Here is a 17,042-nt window from a genome sequence, read left to right as displayed (position 1 = left end):
ATCTTGTTAACAAATCAACCCGCTGCGCACCGTTCCGACGCACCCAATCGGAGCGAGCGCACGTTTATGGAGCGAACATGACCGACCCCCTTATTCTTCAGCCCGCCAAGCCTGCCGATGCCTGTGTTATCTGGCTGCATGGCCTGGGCGCCGATCGCTATGACTTCATGCCCGTAGCCGAAGCCCTACAGGAAGATCTGCTGTCCACCCGATTCGTCTTGCCCCAGGCGCCGATCCGTCCGGTAACGATCAACGGCGGTTACGAGATGCCCAGCTGGTACGACATAACGGCCATGAGCCCCGCACGCTCCATCAGCCTGGAAGAGCTGGAAATCTCGGCGCAAACCGTAATGGATTTGATCGAAGCGCAAAAAAGAACCGGGATAGACGCATCGCGAATTTTCCTCGCGGGGTTCTCCCAGGGCGGCGCCGTGGTTTACCACACCGCTTTTCTGAAGTGGCAGGGACCGCTGGGTGGCGTGATCGCCCTCTCCACCTATGCCCCCACGTTCAGCGATGAGCTGGAGTTATCCGCCAGTCAGCAGCGCATTCCGACCCTTTGCCTGCACGGCCAGTACGACGACGTGGTGCAGAACGCCATGGGTCGTACAGCAATGGAGTACTTGAAGCACCATGGTGTCACCGTGACATGGCAGGAATACCCAATGGGACACGAAGTGTTACCTGAAGAGATAGAGCGCATCGGCCAGTGGCTGAGCGAACGTCTGCGCTGAAACCCTGGCTTTATGTAGCCGTATGACAGACGCACTACGCCGCGCCCGAATCTTGCATTACACTGGCCGGCGTATATTCCTTAACCAATTAATGAGATCACCGTGCTCAAAGCACTCAAGAAGATGTTCGGCAAAAGCGAGGCTGAGCCGCTCGCGCCTGTTCCCAGCGCCCCTGTCCCGACGCCCGGCAGCCGCAATGACGGTCAACAGCCCGGCCGGACCGCACCTGTGGCCCCGCCCAGGAAGCCATCGGTGACCGCGCCCGAACAGACTGCACCGGCTGAGGCCGCGCCAGCCCCGCAAGCCAAAGCACCGCGCCGTCAACGCGCGCCCAAACCGCCGGTCACCCCATGGAAACTCGAAGACTTCGTCGTCGAGCCCCAGGATGGCAAGACCCGCTTCCATGACTTCAAGCTGGCTCCGGAACTGATGCACGCCATCCAGGACCTGGGCTTCCCGTACTGCACGCCGATCCAGGCGCAGGTGCTGGGCTTTACCCTGGCCGGCAAAGACGCCATCGGCCGCGCGCAGACCGGCACCGGCAAGACCGCCGCATTCCTGATCTCGATCATTACCCAACTGCTGCAAACGCCGCCGCCCAAAGAACGTTACATGGGCGAACCGCGCGCGCTGATCATCGCGCCAACCCGCGAGTTGGTGGTACAGATCGCCAAGGACGCTGCCGACCTGACCAAGTACACCGGCCTCAACGTCATGACGTTCGTAGGCGGCATGGACTTCGACAAGCAGCTCAAGCACCTCGAAGCCCGCCACTGCGACATCCTGGTTGCCACCCCGGGTCGCCTGCTGGACTTCAACCAGCGCGGCGACGTGCATTTGGACATGGTCGAAGTGATGGTGCTGGACGAGGCCGACCGAATGCTCGACATGGGCTTTATCCCACAGGTACGCCAGATCATTCGCCAGACCCCACCGAAAAGCGAGCGTCAGACCCTGCTGTTCTCCGCGACCTTCACCGAAGACGTGATGAACCTTGCCAAGCAATGGACCACCGACCCATCGATCGTGGAGATCGAAGCGGAAAACGTCGCCAGCGAAAACGTCGAGCAGCATATCTACGCCGTGGCCGGTGCCGACAAATACAAACTGCTCTACAACTTGGTCAACGACAACGGTTGGGAGCGGGTGATGGTGTTCGCCAACCGCAAGGACGAAGTGCGCCGCATCGAAGAACGCCTGGTGCGTGACGGCGTGAACGCCGCGCAACTGTCCGGCGACGTGCCTCAGCACAAGCGCATCAAGACCCTGGAAGGTTTCCGCGAAGGCAAGATTCGCGTGCTGGTGGCCACCGACGTGGCAGGCCGCGGGATTCACATCGACGGCATCAGCCATGTGATCAACTTCACTCTGCCGGAAGTGCCGGACGACTATGTACACCGCATCGGCCGTACTGGCCGCGCCGGAGCGGCGGGTGTGTCGATCAGCTTTGCCGGGGAAGATGACTCGTATCAGTTGCCGTCGATCGAAGCGCTGCTGGGGCGCAAGATCAGCTGCGAGACACCGCCGACGCATCTATTGCGGGCCGTAGAGCGCAAACGCCCGTAAGCTGGAATGCGATAAAAAGTGGGAGGGGGCTTGCCCCCGATAGCTATGCCACATTCAACACCTCTGTTGACTGACACACTGCTATCGGGGGCGAGCCCCCTCCCACATTTAATTTCAGCTGATTTTTGACCGTACTACTTCCAGCGATCCGCCGCAGTGTGGTCGCTGTCTCGCCCTTCCACCCAGCGCGCACCTTCCGGTGTGTTTTCCTTCTTCCAGAACGGCGCACGGGTCTTCAGATAATCCATCACAAACGCACAGGCGTCGAACGCCGCCTGGCGATGGGCACTGGCAGCCGCGACGAACACAATCGGCTCGCCCGGCTCCAGGGCGCCGACGCGGTGCAGCACTTCCAGTTTGAGCAATGGCCAGCGCTGCTCGGCTTCGGTGGTGATCTTGGCCAGGGCCTTTTCGGTCATGCCCGGATAGTGTTCGAGGAACATGCCAGACACATCGCGCCCATCGTTGAAGTCGCGCACGTAGCCAACAAAGCTCACCACCGCGCCCACGCCTACATTTGCGGCGTGCATAGCGTTGACTTCCGCCCCCGGATCAAAGGCCTCCACCTGCACACGAATGGCCACGCTCAGCCTCCGGTCACGGGCGGAAAAAACGCCACGTCATCACCGGCCAAGACCGGTTCGTCCAGATCACACAACTCCTCGTTGCGCGCGCACATCAGGCTCGCCTCGTTAAGTACGGCGAACTCGGGGTCGCTGGCCAAGGCCAGGCGCACGGCATCCACGGTGGCAAACTCGCCTTCCATCTCCAGCGAATCGAAGCCCACCGCCTCGGCGTAACGCGCAAAAAACAATACGTTGATGCTCATGCCTGGTCTGCCTTGAAATGCCCGCTCTTGCCGCCGAGTTTTTCCAGCAGGCGAATGTTCTCGATGGTCATGCCGCGATCCACCGCCTTGCACATATCGTAAATGGTCAGCGCGGCGACGCTGGCGGCGGTCAACGCTTCCATCTCCACGCCGGTCTGCCCCGAGAGTTTGCAGCGCGCGACGATATGTACGGTATTTTCCCCTTCAGCGGCCAGCTCGACCTTGACGCCCGTCAGCATCAGCGGATGGCACAGGGGAATCAGATCACTGGTCTTCTTGGCCGCCTGGATCCCGGCGATGCGGGCCACGGCGAACACGTCGCCCTTGGGGTGGGCACCGTCGACAATCATTTTGAGGGTCTCGGGCAGCATGCGCACCCGCGCTTCGGCCACCGCCTCACGGAACGTCACGGACTTGTCGGTGACGTCGACCATATGGGCGCGACCTTGGGAATCGAGATGAGTCAGCACGAGGCCTCCTTGAGGCAGCAAAAAAGCTAAAAGCTGCAAGCGGCAGGTCAAAAGCTCACCGGACCCACTTGCAGCTTGTAGCTTAAAGCTTGCGACTCAGAGATGCGACTCTGCGTATTCCGCCAGAATCGAGCGAGGCACCCCTTGCAGCGCGATATGCACGCCGTTCGGGAAATCCTTGAAGCGTTCGGTCAGGTAGGTCAGCCCGGAACTGGTCGCGGACAGGTAAGGAGTGTCGATCTGTGCCAGGTTGCCCAGGCACACCACTTTGGAACCGGCGCCGGCACGGGTGATGATGGTTTTCATCTGGTGCGGCGTGAGGTTCTGGCATTCGTCGATCAGGATCAGGCTCTGCTGGAAGCTGCGACCTCGGATGTAGTTGAGGGATTTGAACTGCAACGGCACTTTGCTGAGGATGTAGTCGACGCTGCCATGGGTGTTTTCGTCATCCATGTGCAAGGCTTCGAGGTTGTCGGTGATCGCCCCCAACCACGGTTCCATTTTTTCCGCCTCGGTGCCTGGCAGGAAGCCGATTTCCTGGTCCAGGCCCTGCACGCTGCGGGTGGCGATGATGCGGCGATAGCGCTTGGTGACCATGGTCTGTTCGATGGCGGCCGCCAGGGCCAGGATGGTTTTACCGGAACCGGCGGCACCGGTCAGGTTCACCAGATGGATATCCGGATCCAGCAGCGCATACAGCGCCAGGCTTTGGTAGATATCACGCGGTTTCAGGCCCCAGGCTTCCTGGTGCAACAGGGGTTCCTGATGCAGGTCGAGGATCAGCAGCTTGTCGACTTGGATTTCTTTGATCCAGCCCACGAAGCCCTGTTCGTCGATAATGAATTCATTGATATGCACCGCCGGCAGGTTGTCGATCAGTTGTACCTGATGCCAGGTGCGGCCATGGTCCTGACGGGTTTCCACCTTGCTGACGCGGTCCCAGAACGAACCGGTCATGGTGTGATACCCACGGGATAGCATCGAAACGTCATCGACCAGTTGGTCGGTGCTGTAGTCCTCGGCCGCGATCCCACATGCGCGAGCCTTGAGGCGCATATTGATGTCTTTGGTCACCAGCACCAGACGCAGGTCCTTGTCACGCGCGTGCAGGTCGATCAATTGGTTGATGATTTTGTTGTCGTTCAGGTTTTCCGGCAGCAGGCTGTTGGGCTCGCTGCGCTTGCTCATCAGAATCGACAGCAAGCCCTTGGGCCCGCTCTTGCCGCGCTGGATCGGCACACCGACCTCAACATCTTCAGGCGAGGCCTCGCCCAGGGTCTTGTCGATCAGGCGGATGGCCTGGCGACATTCGGCGGCAACGCTGTGGTGGCCGCTTTTGAGTTTGTCGAGCTCCTCAAGCACGATCATCGGGATGGCGACGTGGTGTTCTTCGAAATTGAGCAGTGCGTTTGGATCGTGGATCAATACATTCGTATCAAGCACATAAAGGATTGGCTGGTCGGAAGAAGGGTTACGTCCATGATCATCCATACTCGGTCACCTTTTGTGGGAGCCAGTCGACGCAATACCTGGGCGGTGCTGCGCCTCGATTCGACCACCGAATGCACCTGAGTGACGTCAAGTGCATGCCCACATGAGGAGTCTTGGAAGACGCCACCTGTGCTGCAGGTTTCGGCGATCTGACTTCGTAATACCGCAAAACGTGTGACAGGAAAAAGCACTTTGACGCTTTTTTGAAGTTTATTTTTCAGGATGACGAATAGCACTAGCCGAGTGCCAGCTGCGCCGTTAAAGTCGGAAGTCCGCCTGCATCGAAATGTCGCACAAAATCACCCCGAAACCTGCGCAAACCCAATAGGGCCGGGCACTTCATCGAAACGCTTCGCGACAGTCCTGCCAACCCAGGCCGCTCTGCGCGGTCGCCTGCAGCAACCACGGCAATGCCACCCGCGCCTTGTCCTGAGTGTCGTGAAACACAATCACGCCCTTGCGCCATAACAGCATCAGCGTGAGCACGCGCTGCGCCGACTCTTCAGCCTTGAGCTTGCCCGGCTCGTCCTGGGAATCGATGTCCCACAACGCCACCTGCAAGCCCTGTGATTGGAAAAACCCCTGGCTGTCCGCGCGGCGCTGGCCATAGGGTGGGCGAAACAGTGGCAGGTAGTTTTCCGGCATCAGGTTCTGCACCAACTGGGCGCTGCGGGTGATCGAACTTTGCCAGTCCACCCAATGGCTATGGGAACGGTACTGCCAGCCCTGGGTGCCCACACACTGGCCTTGGTACAGCGCCTGCACGTCGGCGGCGGAGCTGCGCTCCACGCGGGTTTGCAGGCTGCTACCGAGGACAAAGAACACCCCGTTCATCTTCTGTTTGCGCAGATAGTCGGCCAGCCAATCAGTGTTGCCGCTGACGGGCGCGGGGCCGCCGTCGAAGGTCAGCAGGAACAGGCGGTCATTGAATTCATCGCCATTGCGTTCATGGTCGCCGAACCGCGCAACTTCACTGCTGATCTGCGGAAACAGCGCGGCCTTGCGCAGCAGTTCATCCAGGTAGCGCTCATGGAAGGCATGGCTGGGGGCGGCCCAATCTATATAGAAGGAGCTTTCGCTGATCTGGAACTTGCCGGCCTCCTCGCGAAGGTCGTCCATGTTTTCCACCAGGTAGCAGAACGACGCATCCACCTCGCAACTCTGCTGGGCGACGCTGTAGTTCTCCAGCAAGCGTTGCCACAGCTCACGGCGCAGGTCGTTGATGGCCGCCAGGTTGATGATCTTCAATCCCAGGCGTTGTTTAAGGGCCGCTTCATCCTGGGACTCGCTGGCCAGCAGGCTGTGGGCGAACATCAGGATCTCGGCGCGCGAGCCCACATCGAACAGCGCCGGCGTGCTGAGCTTTTCGGGCCAGGCGCCACGGTTCAGGCTGGCCACGTCCACCGGCGCGGCCTGGGCGCTTAGGCACAACAGACAAGCGGACAATAAAAGCGCTATTCGCACACAGGGTCTCCCTTTCCAGAACTACCGGCCATCATAGCGGATCGCGCCTATCGCCATCATAGGTGGAGTCAAATCGCCCAAGCCCCTAGAATCGCGCCCACGATTACAGGAGCCAACTTCATGCTGATGGTGATTTCCCCCGCCAAAACCCTCGATTTCGAGTCAAAGCCGGTCACTGCGCGCTTCACCCAGCCGCAGTACCTGGATCACTCACAGGAACTGATCGAGCAACTGCGCGAATTCAGCCCGGCGCAGATCAGCGAATTGATGCACGTGTCCGACAAGATCGGCGGCCTGAATGCCGCGCGCTTTGGCAGTTGGACGCCCGCCTTCACCCCCGAAAACGCCAAGCAGGCCCTGCTGGCCTTTAAGGGCGACGTGTATACCGGCTTGAACGCGGAAACGTTTAGCGACGCCGATTTCAGCTACGCCCAGGACCACCTGCGCATGCTCTCGGGCCTGTATGGCTTGCTGCGCCCGCTGGACCTGATGATGCCGTATCGTCTGGAAATGGGCACCAAACTGGCCAACGCCCGTGGCAAGGACCTGTACGCCTTCTGGGGCACACGCATCAGCGAATGGCTCAACGAAGCCCTGGCCGCCCAAGGTGACGATTTGCTGCTCAACCTGGCGTCCAATGAGTACTTTTCGGCGGTCAAACGCACGGCCCTGAACGCGCGGATCATCAACACCGAGTTCAAGGACCTGAAAAACGGCCAGTACAAAATCATCAGTTTCTACGCAAAAAAGGCGCGCGGCATGATGAGCCGTTTTGTGATCGAAGAACGCATCAATGACCCCGAAAATCTCAAGGGGTTTGATGTACAGGGCTACCGCTTCAATGCGGAGCAGTCCAAGCCGGACAACCTGGTGTTTCTGCGCGACCACGCACCGGAATAAGGCCGTACCCGCCTCTCTCAGACAAAAAAATGCAAATGTGGGAGGGGGCTTGCCCCCGATGGCAGCGCATCAGTCGATATATAAATTGACTGACACAAAGCAATAGGGAGCAAACCCCTTCCACATTTCTGTTCGCCCTTCACATCGAAAATCGTCATTTATTTGACGTCAAAAAATATCACGACACAACCCTATCAATAGTTTCACTCGACATTCATCAATTTTTTTCGTAGTGGCACCCGTTTTTTTTAACACTAGTGGCACAAAACTATCCCCGCGTGCCAACTCCCCACAACTACTGGCCCAAATAGCAAGTGCTATCAATATAGTACTAGTGCCATCTCCCCTCATATTTCAAGAAATTTCAGGAAACAGGATGAGTGGCTAGGAACTTCATCCTAAAGCGCCGCTCATACCACCGGTAACGAAATTCTCTGTTTCTGTAGGAGATGACTTACATGGCGACCAACGGAAGTAGCGAAGTTGTCATATTCAACTTCGACTCATGGGTCATATTACCAACTGACTAGTTAAAGGCGGCGATAAGGAATTATTGCCACGAACTATAAGGCCAAGGTCGTGCTTACCCCAATGGGTCAGTGATACATCCCAAAGCTTTGATATCTATAGGCTTATTGCCCGTATCAAAGCTCTGCGGCACTGGCGCCAGGCCCTTCTCCCAGGAAGGCCGGCTGCATTTGAGGGCAAGCCCCAATAACAAGGCCACGTTGCGCACAACTTGAGTGCAATAGTTAGTCACTCACTATTTAACATGCCTGTACACGGTAAGTCGGCGTCTATTCGCCTAACTTCCGTGGAAACAGTGACGCTTGCAAACATGAACTCCGGCCATCTATTGGCATGATTAACACCGTCTTCAATGACAATGAGGTAAATGCGATGCGCATCAGCATATTTGGTTTGGGTTACGTTGGCGCAGTCTGTGCCGGTTGCCTGTCTGCCCGTGGCCACGAAGTGGTCGGCGTGGACATCTCCAAGGAAAAGATCGACCTGATCAACGCTGGCAAATCGCCAATTGTTGAACCGGGTCTGGGCGAACTGTTGAGCCAGGGTATCCAAACGGGTCGACTGCGCGGCACCACCAACTTCGCCGAAGCCATCCGCGATACCGACCTGTCGATGATTTGCGTCGGCACGCCGAGCAAGAAAAACGGCGATCTGGAACTCAACTACATCGAATCGGTATGCCGCGAGATCGGTTTTGTCCTGCGTGACAAGACCACCCGCCACACCATCGTGGTGCGCAGCACCGTGTTGCCGGGCACCGTCGCCAACGTGGTGATCCCAATCCTCGAAGACTGCTCCGGCAAGAAAGCCGGCGTCGACTTCGGTGTTGCGGTCAACCCGGAATTCCTGCGTGAATCCACCGCCATCGCCGACTACGACCTGCCACCGATGACCGTTATCGGCGAGTTCGACAAAGCCTCCGGCGATGTCCTGCAGTCGCTGTACGAAGAACTCGACGCACCGATCATCCGCAAGGACATCGCCGTGGCCGAGATGATCAAGTACACCTGCAACGTGTGGCACGCCACCAAAGTTACCTTCGCCAACGAAATCGGCAACATCGCCAAGGCGGTCGGCGTCGACGGTCGCGAAGTGATGGAAGTGGTCTGCCAGGACAAGACCCTCAACCTGTCCCAGTACTACATGCGCCCAGGTTTCGCCTTCGGCGGCTCGTGCCTGCCAAAAGATGTTCGCGCCCTGACCTACCGCGCCGGCTCCCTGGACGTGGAAGCACCGCTGCTCAACTCCCTGATGCGCAGCAACGAGTCCCAGGTGCAGAACGCCTTCGACATCGTCTCCAGCCACGACAAACGCAAAGTCGCCCTGCTGGGCCTGAGCTTCAAGGCCGGTACCGATGACCTGCGTGAAAGCCCGCTGGTCGAGCTGGCCGAGATGCTGATCGGCAAGGGCTACGACCTGAGCATCTACGACAGCAACGTCGAATACGCGCGTGTTCACGGCGCCAACAAGGATTACATCGAAGGCAAGATCCCTCACGTGTCGTCCCTGCTCAACTCGGACTTCGACGATGTGATCAACAACTCCGACGTGATCATCCTGGGCAACCGCGACGAGAAGTTCCGCTCCCTGGCCCATAACGCGCCGGAAGGTAAGCAAGTGGTCGATCTGGTGGGCTTCATGTCCAAGGCAACCAGCGCGAGCGGCCGTACTGAAGGCATCTGTTGGTAAGGGGCAGCGGCTAGTTTCAAGCGGCAAGCGGCAAGTTAGAAGCGATCGTTTTTCAGCTTATAGCTTGCCGCTTGTGGCCCTACTCCCCCGTGACGGACACAAATATGCAACGGTTAAACCAAGCTACTGGCTGGCTAGTATTTCTGGCGCTTTTAGCGCTTCTAGCTCTGGCTTTGCCAGCCAGCACATTCGACTCCGAGTCGAAGAATTTTATTTTCCTGATTGGCGCCGTCGGTATCTGGCGCTACTCGATGGGTGCTACGCATTTCTTTCGCGGCATGCTGTTCCTGTATGTGGTCTACCCGCACCTGCGCCGCAAAGTCCGCAAGCTGGGCAAGGCCGCCGACCCGTCCCATGTGTTTTTGATGGTCACCAGTTTTCGCATCGATGCCCTGACCACCGCCCAGGTGTACAGCTCGGTGATCCGTGAAGCGATCGACTGTGGTTTCCCGACCACGGTGGTTTGCTCGCTGGTGGAAATGTCCGATGAGCTGCTGGTCAAGAGCTTGTGGGAAAAGATGAACCCACCAGAACACGTCAAGCTCGACTTTGTGCGTATCGCTGGCACCGGCAAGCGCGACGGCCTGGCCTTCGGTTTCCGTGCTATTTCGCGTCACTTGCCGGATGACCGCGCGGTCGTGGCGGTGATCGACGGCGACACCGTGCTCGCCGAAGGCGTTGTGCGCAAGACCGTGCCGTGGTTCCAGCTGTTCGGCAACGTCGGCGGCCTGACCACCAACGAGTTCTGCGAAGTGCGCGGCGGTTACATCATGAGCGAGTGGCACAAGCTGCGCTTCGCCCAACGCCACATCAATATGTGTTCCATGGCCCTGTCCAAGCGCGTACTGACCATGACCGGTCGTATGTCGGTATTCCGCGCCAGCGTGGTCACCGACCCGGGCTTTATCGCCGACGTGGAAAGCGACTCGCTGCAACACTGGCGCCTGGGCCGCTTCAAGTTCCTCACCGGTGATGACAAGTCCAGCTGGTTCAGCCTGATGCGCCTGGGCTACGACACCTTCTACGTGCCGGATGCCGCGATCAACACCGTGGAACACCCGCCGGAAAAGAGCTTTATCAAGGCCAGCCGCAAGCTGATGTTCCGCTGGTACGGCAACAACCTGCGTCAGAACTCCCGTGCCCTGGGCCTGGGTGTGCGTCGCCTGGGTCTGTTCACCAGCATCGTGTTGTTCGATCAGCGCGTGTCCATGTGGACTTCGCTGCTCGGCCTGACCGTGGCAATCATCGCCACCTTCAAGTACGGCGGCGCATTCATCCTCGCGTACCTGCTGTGGATCGGCATCACCCGCCTGATCCTGACCCTGCTGCTTTCGTGCTCCGGCCACAAGATCGGCCCGGCCTACCCACTGATTCTCTATTACAACCAGATCATGGGCGCGTTGGTGAAGATCTACGTGTTCTTCCGCCTTGATCAACAGTCCTGGACCCGCCAGGACACCAAACTGACCCGCGATTTGGCCAGCTTTCAACGTTGGTTCAACACCTGGTCGTCTCGGACCATGACCTTCTCCGCCGGCAGCATTTTCGTCGCCGTGTTGCTGATGATGGTCTGACCCAGCCAAGCCTGAATTAACCTAGGAATTACACCGTCATGAACAGCCAAGTAAACGCCAACGTTGTCCACGAATCCGAAGCCCAGCGTCAGCACGCCCGGGTCAAAATCCCGGCCAAGCTGCGCTTCTTCAACACCGACCGCAGCCAGACCGAAGCACGGGTGATCGACCTGTCCGCCGGCGGCCTGGCGTTCACCGCCACCCAGCCGCTGAACGTGGGTGAAGTGCACAAGGGTCGTCTGCAATTCGTCATCGATAACCTTGGCTTGGCCATGGACGTCGAGCTGCAGATTCGCTCCTACGACCGCCAGACCGGCCGCACCGGTTGCCAGTTCCAGAACCTCGACGCCCAGGATATTTCCACCCTGCGCCACCTGATTACCTCGCACCTGTCCGGTGACATCGTGACCATGGGCGACGTGCTGGCGACTCTGCAGCGCGACAACTTCACCAAGGCGCGCAAGGTCAAGGACGGCGGCAGCAACATGAGCGCCTTCGGTCGCTTGCGCGCCGTGACCTTCAGCCTGGCGATCTTCCTGGTGGGCCTGGCAGCGTTCGGGTTTGTCTTCAAGTCGATCTACAGCATGTACTTTGTCAGCCACGCCCAGGCCGGCCTGGTCAGCGTACCGGGCATGAACGTGACCATGCCGCGCGACGGCACCGTGCAGAGCCTGCTCAAAGGTGATGCGGTCGCCGCCAAGGGCGCACCACTGGCCACCTTCAGCACCAGCATGCTCGATGTGCTCAAAGGCCACCTCGACGAAGACCAACTGCAACCGGCCAAAGTCGAAGAGCTGTTCGGCAAGCAAATGACCGGCACCCTGACTTCGCCCTGCGATTGCGTGGTGGCGCAGCAACTGGTCGCCGACGGCCAATACGCCAGCAAGGGCGATGTGATCTTCCAACTGGTACCACGCGGCAGCGAAGCCAACGTCGAAGCGCGCTTCACTTATCGCCAGTTCGCCGACGTGCGCCCAGGTACACCGGTGAGCTTCCAGGTCGCCGACGAAGAACAGACCCGCACCGGCACCATCGTCAGCAGCACCAGCCTGAACAGCGCCGACCTGTCCTCCGACATCCGCGTGCAGATCAAGCCTGATGCCCCGCTGGACAGCACCTACGCCGGCCGCCCGGTGGAAGTGATCAGCGACCGCGGCCCATCGCTGAACTGGCTGATCGACAAAGCCATGGCTCACGGTCTGTAAGCGAGGACATGCCTGTGAACCTTATCTCGACAACAACACTGGCCCCTGTGGGAGCCGGGCTTGCCCGCGATGCTGGCGACTCGGTTTACCAGGCTGACCGCGCCGATACGCTCGCAGGCAAGCCATCTCCCGCACAGCGCAAATCCCACTTCGCCTCGGCCTACTGTGCGCTGGCCCTGGCCATCTCGCTGGCCGGTTGCGTTGGCCTGCCCGACCAACGCCTGGCCAATGAAGCGCTCAAGCGCGGCGACACCGTCACCGCGCAGCAGAACTACCAGCAACTGGCCGACCTGGGTTACAGCGAGGCCCAAGTGGGCTTGGCCGATATCCAGGTTGGCACTCGTGACCCGGCGCAGATCAAACAGGCCGAGGCCACGTACCGCGCCGCAGCGGATACTTCGCCCCGCGCCCAGGCGCGCCTGGGTCGCCTGCTGGTGGCCAAGCCCGGCGCCACCGAGGCCGAGCACCACGAAGCCGAAACCCTGCTGAAAAAAGCCTTTGCCAATGGCGAAGGCAACACCCTGATTCCACTGGCGATGCTGTACCTGCAATACCCTCACAGCTTTCCCAATGTGAATGCCCAGCAGCAGATCAGTCAGTGGCAGGCGGCGGGTTATCCGGAAGCGGGCCTGGCCCAGGTGCTGCTGTATCGCACCCAGAACACCTACGATCAGCATCTGGATGATGTGGAGCGCATCTGCAAAGCCGCGCTGAACACCACCGATATTTGCTACGTCGAATTGGCTACGGTCTACCAGAAGAAAGCCGAGCCAGAAAAACAAGCCGAACTGCTCAAGCAGATGGAAGCCGGCTACAGCCGTGGCACCGTCACCGCTCAACGGGTCGACAGCGTTGCCCGCGTATTGGGTGATGCCTCCCTGGGCAAGACCGACGAAAAGACGGCCCAGGCGCTGCTGGAAAAAATCGCCCCCGGCTACCCCGCGTCCTGGGTCAGCCTGGCGCAACTGCTCTACGACTTCCCCGAACTGGGCGACGTCGACCAAATGATGAAATACCTGGACAACGGCCGCGCCGCCGACCAGCCGCGCGCTGAACTGTTGCTCGGCAAACTCTACTACGAAGGCAAGTGGGTGCCGGCCGATGCCAAGGCCGCCGAAGCGCATTTCGAAAAAGCCGTGGGCAAGGAAGTGGCCGCCGATTACTACCTCGGCCAGATCTATCGCCGTGGCTACCTGGGCAAGGTCTACCCGCAAAAGGCCCTGGACCACTTGCTGACCGCTGCGCGCAACGGCCAGAACAGCGCCGATTTCGCCATCGCCCAATTGTTTTCCCAAGGCAAGGGCACCAAGCCCGACCCCGTCAATGCCTATGTCTTCAGCCAGTTGGCCAAGGCCCAGGACACGCCGGAGGCCAATGACCTGGCCGCCCAGCTCGAAGCCCCGCTGACTCCGGAACAACGCGCCCAAGGCCAACGCCTGGTGCAACAGGAGCTGGCAGCGCGCGGCACCCTGGCCCAAAGCACGCTGCAACTGCACGCCCTGCAAGAAGAAGACGGCGAGGAATCCCTATGAAGCTCAACCCATTCGTCAAGGCCGGTATTGGCCTGACCTTCGCCCTGCTGTGGTCGTGCCCGACCCTGGCCGCGCTGACCGAAGCCAAAAATTTCGGCCTGGAAGTCAAAGCCACCGCGCAATCCGAAGACGACCGCGACCTGGGCACCCAGAAAGGCGGCGACGTCAACGGCGTCGGCCTGGACCTGCGCCCGTGGATCTACGGCGAAAGCGGCAACTGGAGCGCCTACGCCATGGGCCAGGCGGTGGTGTCCAGCGACATTATCGAGACCGACACCCTGCAACAGTCGGCCGATGACGCAGACCAGCCCACCACCAATGACGACCGCAAAGCCAAGAAAAACTACTTGGCGATGCGTGAGTTCTGGGTTGGCTACAGCGGCTTCACGCCCTACCCCGGCGAGATCCTCAAGTTCGGCCGCCAGCGCCTGCGCAACGACGACGGCCAATGGCGCGACACCAATATCGAAGCGCTGAACTGGACCTTCGACACCACTTTGCTCAAAGCCAATGTGGGCGCCGCCGAACGCTTCAGCGAATACCGCACCGACCTCAAGGAACTGTCGCCCAAGGACAAGGACCGCCAGCACTTCTACGCCGACGCCTCCTACCAGTGGATGCCGGGCCAGTGGATCGGCCTGCGCGGCCATCACACCCATGACGACGGCAAGCTGGATTACCCGGAACCGGGCGTGCCCACCGACTCGTTGGATAAGCGCGAGAACGGCGACCTGACCTGGCTCGGCATCGAAGCCAACAGCGACGCCTACAACTGGCGCAACACCAACACCGTCAACTACTGGGCCAGCGTCACCGGTATGCAGGGCGACCGCGACACGGTCAACGCCCTCAAAGCAGACGGCAGCCGCCCGGACCAGGCCAAGCGCAGCGATAACGTGAACGGCTGGGCCACCGACCTGGGTATCCGCCTGCGTCTCGACCCGCAGTGGCAAGTGGGTGCGGCCTATGCCCGCGCCAGCGCCGAATACGAACAGAACGGCCTGCAGAGCAACCGTTCGAACTGGACCGGCACCCAATCCCGTGTGCATCGCTTCGGCGAAGCGTTTCGCGGCGAGATGAACAACATGCAATCCATGAGCCTGTTCGGTTCGTGGCAACTGCGTGAGGACTACGACGCCAGCCTGGTGTACCACAAGTTCTGGCGCGTGGACGGCAACAAGCCAGTGGGCAGCAACGGTATCGACGCGGTGCAAAACAACACCGACGACGTGACCGGCGCGATCCTCTCCAGCACGTCCCTGCCGCTGGAAGACGGAAAGAAAGACCTGGGTCAGGAGATGGACCTGGTGGTCACCAAGTACTTCAAGACCGGCTTGCTGCCGGCCGCGCTCAGCCAGTCGATCGACGAGCCGTCGGCGTTGGTGCGTTTGCGTGCGGGTGTGTTCAAACCGGGTGACGCCTACGGCAGCCAGGTCGACTCGTACATGCATCGCGCGTTTGTCGACGTGATCTGGAAATTCTGATGGGAGCCTGCGCAATGAATGCTCAAAGCCTACTCGTCGCGGCAATGCTGGTGGCCAGTACCACCGCGTTTGCCGATACGACGGCCAAGGCGCCGACCATCGCCAAGGAACTGCAACAGGCCAAGACCTACACCATTTCCAGCCCGCCGACCGCGCCGCTGGAAATGGCCAAGCCGGCCCTGCCCGACCTGTCGGGCTACACCGCCGCGGCCATGGAAAAAAAGATCGTACGCACCAAGCCGGGCAAAATCAGCATCCGTCGCATGATGCAGGAAGACGCGCTCAAGGACTTTATCGGCGGCGATAACAAGATGGCCGAATGGGTGGTGCGCCAGCATGGCATTCCCCAGGCGATCTTTATCGACGACGGCTACATGAACCTCAAGGACCTGCTGGGCAAAGTGCCCAAGCAGTACCTGAGCGAAACCTCGCCGGGCGTGTTCCTGGCCAAGTTGCCGATCGTGGTCGGGCGCAAGGGCATCCTCGAAATCGACAAGCGCACCCAAGAGCTGCGCCTGTCCCAGGAAGGCGGTTCGTTCCTGATCAACGACGGCCAGCTGTTTGTGCGCGACACCAAAATCACCGGTTGGAGCGAAAAGGCCAATGGCCCGGCGCTGTTCAAGTCGCCCAAGGAATTCCGCCCGTTCCTGCTGGCCTGGGGCGGCACCGAGACCTACGTCGCCAACAGCAAAATGGCCAGTTTCGGCTACGCCAACAGTAAGTCGTACGGGGTGAGTATTTCCCAGTACACGCCGAACATGGCCAAGGTGCTCAAGCGCCCTGAGCCGACCGGCTGGATCATCGATTCCGAGTTCTCGGACATGTGGTACGGCTTCTACTGCTACGAGACCACCGGCTTTGTGATCAAGGGCAATACCTACAAAGACAACATCGTCTACGGCATTGACCCCCACGACCGTTCCCACGGCCTGATCATTGCGGACAACACCGTCTACGGCACCAAGAAAAAGCACGGCATCATCATTTCCCGGGAAGTGAACGACAGCTTCATCTTCAACAACCGAAGCTACGACAACAAACTCTCGGGCCTGGTGATCGACCGTAACAGCGTCAACAACCTGATCGCCGACAACGAGATCTACCGCAACCACACCGACGGCATCACCCTCTATGAGAGCGGCGACAACCTGCTGTGGGGCAACAAGGTGATCAGTAACCGCCGCCACGGCATCCGCGTGCGTAACAGCGTAAACATCAAGCTGTACGAAAACGTCGCGATGGCCAACGGTTTGACCGGCGTCTACGGCCACATCAAGGACTTGACCGACACCGACCGCGACATCGCCCTCGACCCGTTCGACGCCAAGGTTTCCCTGATCGTGGTCGGCGGGGAACTGGCGGGGAACGGCAGCGGGCCGCTGTCCATCGACTCGCCGTTGAGTATCGAGCTGTATCGCGTGTCGATGCTGGCGCCGACCAAATCCAGCGGTATCAGCTTCTCCGGCGTCCTCGGCGATCGCCAGGAAGAAATTCTCGACCTGCTGGTGCGCCAGCAGAAAGCCGTGCTGATCGACCCTGTCGAACGCCAGACCGAAATGCAGGACTGAGGATGACC

General features: G+C 59.8%; 14 protein-coding genes. 9 read left to right on the top strand and 5 right to left on the bottom strand.

Translation table 11 applies throughout. The annotated features are described in order from the left end of the window. The first annotated feature begins 77 nt into the window (after window positions 1–77). Window positions 78–734 (top strand): alpha/beta hydrolase, encoded by a 657-nt coding sequence (locus QRN41_RS01535; RefSeq protein ID WP_285421085.1) that lies wholly within the window; start codon window positions 78–80, stop codon window positions 732–734. Between the two features lie 96 nt (window positions 735–830). Continuing rightward, window positions 831–2,300: an ATP-dependent RNA helicase RhlB gene (rhlB, locus tag QRN41_RS01530; protein WP_285421112.1), complete on the top strand. Its 1,470-nt coding sequence runs from the start codon at window positions 831–833 to the stop codon at window positions 2,298–2,300. A gap of 134 nt (window positions 2,301–2,434) precedes the next feature. Here rhlB and moaE read toward each other — a convergent pair whose 3' ends face one another. The 5 genes from moaE to QRN41_RS01505 all read right to left on the bottom strand — a co-directional run bounded on the left by moaE (window position 2,435) and on the right by QRN41_RS01505 (window position 6,554). Next, complete coding sequence (moaE, locus tag QRN41_RS01525; RefSeq protein ID WP_167417263.1) at window positions 2,435–2,884, bottom strand: molybdopterin synthase catalytic subunit MoaE; 450 nt, start codon at window positions 2,882–2,884, stop codon at window positions 2,435–2,437. Between the two features lie 2 nt (window positions 2,885–2,886). Next, a complete protein-coding gene (locus tag QRN41_RS01520; RefSeq protein WP_034096001.1) occupies window positions 2,887–3,129 on the bottom strand; it encodes a MoaD/ThiS family protein in 243 nt (80 codons plus the stop codon). Beyond that, window positions 3,126–3,599: a cyclic pyranopterin monophosphate synthase MoaC gene (gene moaC, locus QRN41_RS01515; RefSeq protein ID WP_034096000.1), complete on the bottom strand. Its 474-nt coding sequence runs from the start codon at window positions 3,597–3,599 to the stop codon at window positions 3,126–3,128. Before moaC ends, QRN41_RS01520 begins: the two co-directional genes overlap by 4 nt. 96 nt (window positions 3,600–3,695) lie before the next feature. Beyond that, window positions 3,696–5,090: a PhoH family protein gene (locus QRN41_RS01510; RefSeq protein WP_024073562.1), complete on the bottom strand. Its 1,395-nt coding sequence runs from the start codon at window positions 5,088–5,090 to the stop codon at window positions 3,696–3,698. Between the two features lie 339 nt (window positions 5,091–5,429). After that, on the bottom strand, window positions 5,430–6,554 hold the full coding sequence (locus QRN41_RS01505) for a polysaccharide deacetylase family protein (protein WP_285421084.1): 1,125 nt from the start codon (window positions 6,552–6,554) through the stop codon (window positions 5,430–5,432). Window positions 6,555–6,674: 120 nt separating this feature from the next. Between QRN41_RS01505 and yaaA the strand changes: the two genes are divergently transcribed. From yaaA to algG, 7 genes are all read left to right on the top strand, one after another. Further along, the gene (gene yaaA, locus QRN41_RS01500) at window positions 6,675–7,454 is read left to right on the top strand and encodes a peroxide stress protein YaaA (RefSeq protein ID WP_167417266.1); all 780 of its coding nucleotides are present in this window, start codon (window positions 6,675–6,677) and stop codon (window positions 7,452–7,454) included. A 900-nt stretch (window positions 7,455–8,354) separates the two neighbouring features. After that, window positions 8,355–9,671, top strand: coding sequence for a nucleotide sugar dehydrogenase (locus QRN41_RS01495; protein ID WP_034137093.1), 1,317 nt, complete (start codon window positions 8,355–8,357; stop codon window positions 9,669–9,671). 104 nt (window positions 9,672–9,775) lie between these two features. Further along, window positions 9,776–11,245, top strand: a complete 1,470-nt coding sequence (gene alg8, locus QRN41_RS01490; RefSeq protein WP_034137041.1) for a mannuronan synthase — start codon at window positions 9,776–9,778, stop codon at window positions 11,243–11,245. Between the two features lie 38 nt (window positions 11,246–11,283). Beyond that, window positions 11,284–12,450, top strand: coding sequence for an alginate biosynthesis protein Alg44 (locus QRN41_RS01485; protein WP_034095996.1), 1,167 nt, complete (start codon window positions 11,284–11,286; stop codon window positions 12,448–12,450). A 170-nt stretch (window positions 12,451–12,620) separates the two neighbouring features. Further along, window positions 12,621–13,982, top strand: a complete 1,362-nt coding sequence (gene algK / locus QRN41_RS01480; RefSeq protein ID WP_034096762.1) for an alginate biosynthesis TPR repeat lipoprotein AlgK — start codon at window positions 12,621–12,623, stop codon at window positions 13,980–13,982. Next, entirely contained in the window at window positions 13,979–15,466 is a 1,488-nt protein-coding gene (locus QRN41_RS01475) for an alginate export family protein (RefSeq protein WP_034095995.1), read from the top strand. Before algK ends, QRN41_RS01475 begins: the two co-directional genes overlap by 4 nt. Then, entirely contained in the window at window positions 15,466–17,034 is a 1,569-nt protein-coding gene (algG, locus tag QRN41_RS01470; protein WP_167417267.1) for a mannuronan 5-epimerase AlgG, read from the top strand. Before QRN41_RS01475 ends, algG begins: the two co-directional genes overlap by 1 nt. Window positions 17,035–17,042 lie beyond the last annotated feature (8 nt).

It is taken from the genome of Pseudomonas sp. efr-133-TYG-23 (assembly GCF_030209215.1).
Classification (GTDB): Bacteria; Pseudomonadota; Gammaproteobacteria; order Pseudomonadales; family Pseudomonadaceae; genus Aquipseudomonas; species Aquipseudomonas rhodesiae.
This window is presented reverse-complemented; position numbering and strand designations above follow the sequence as displayed.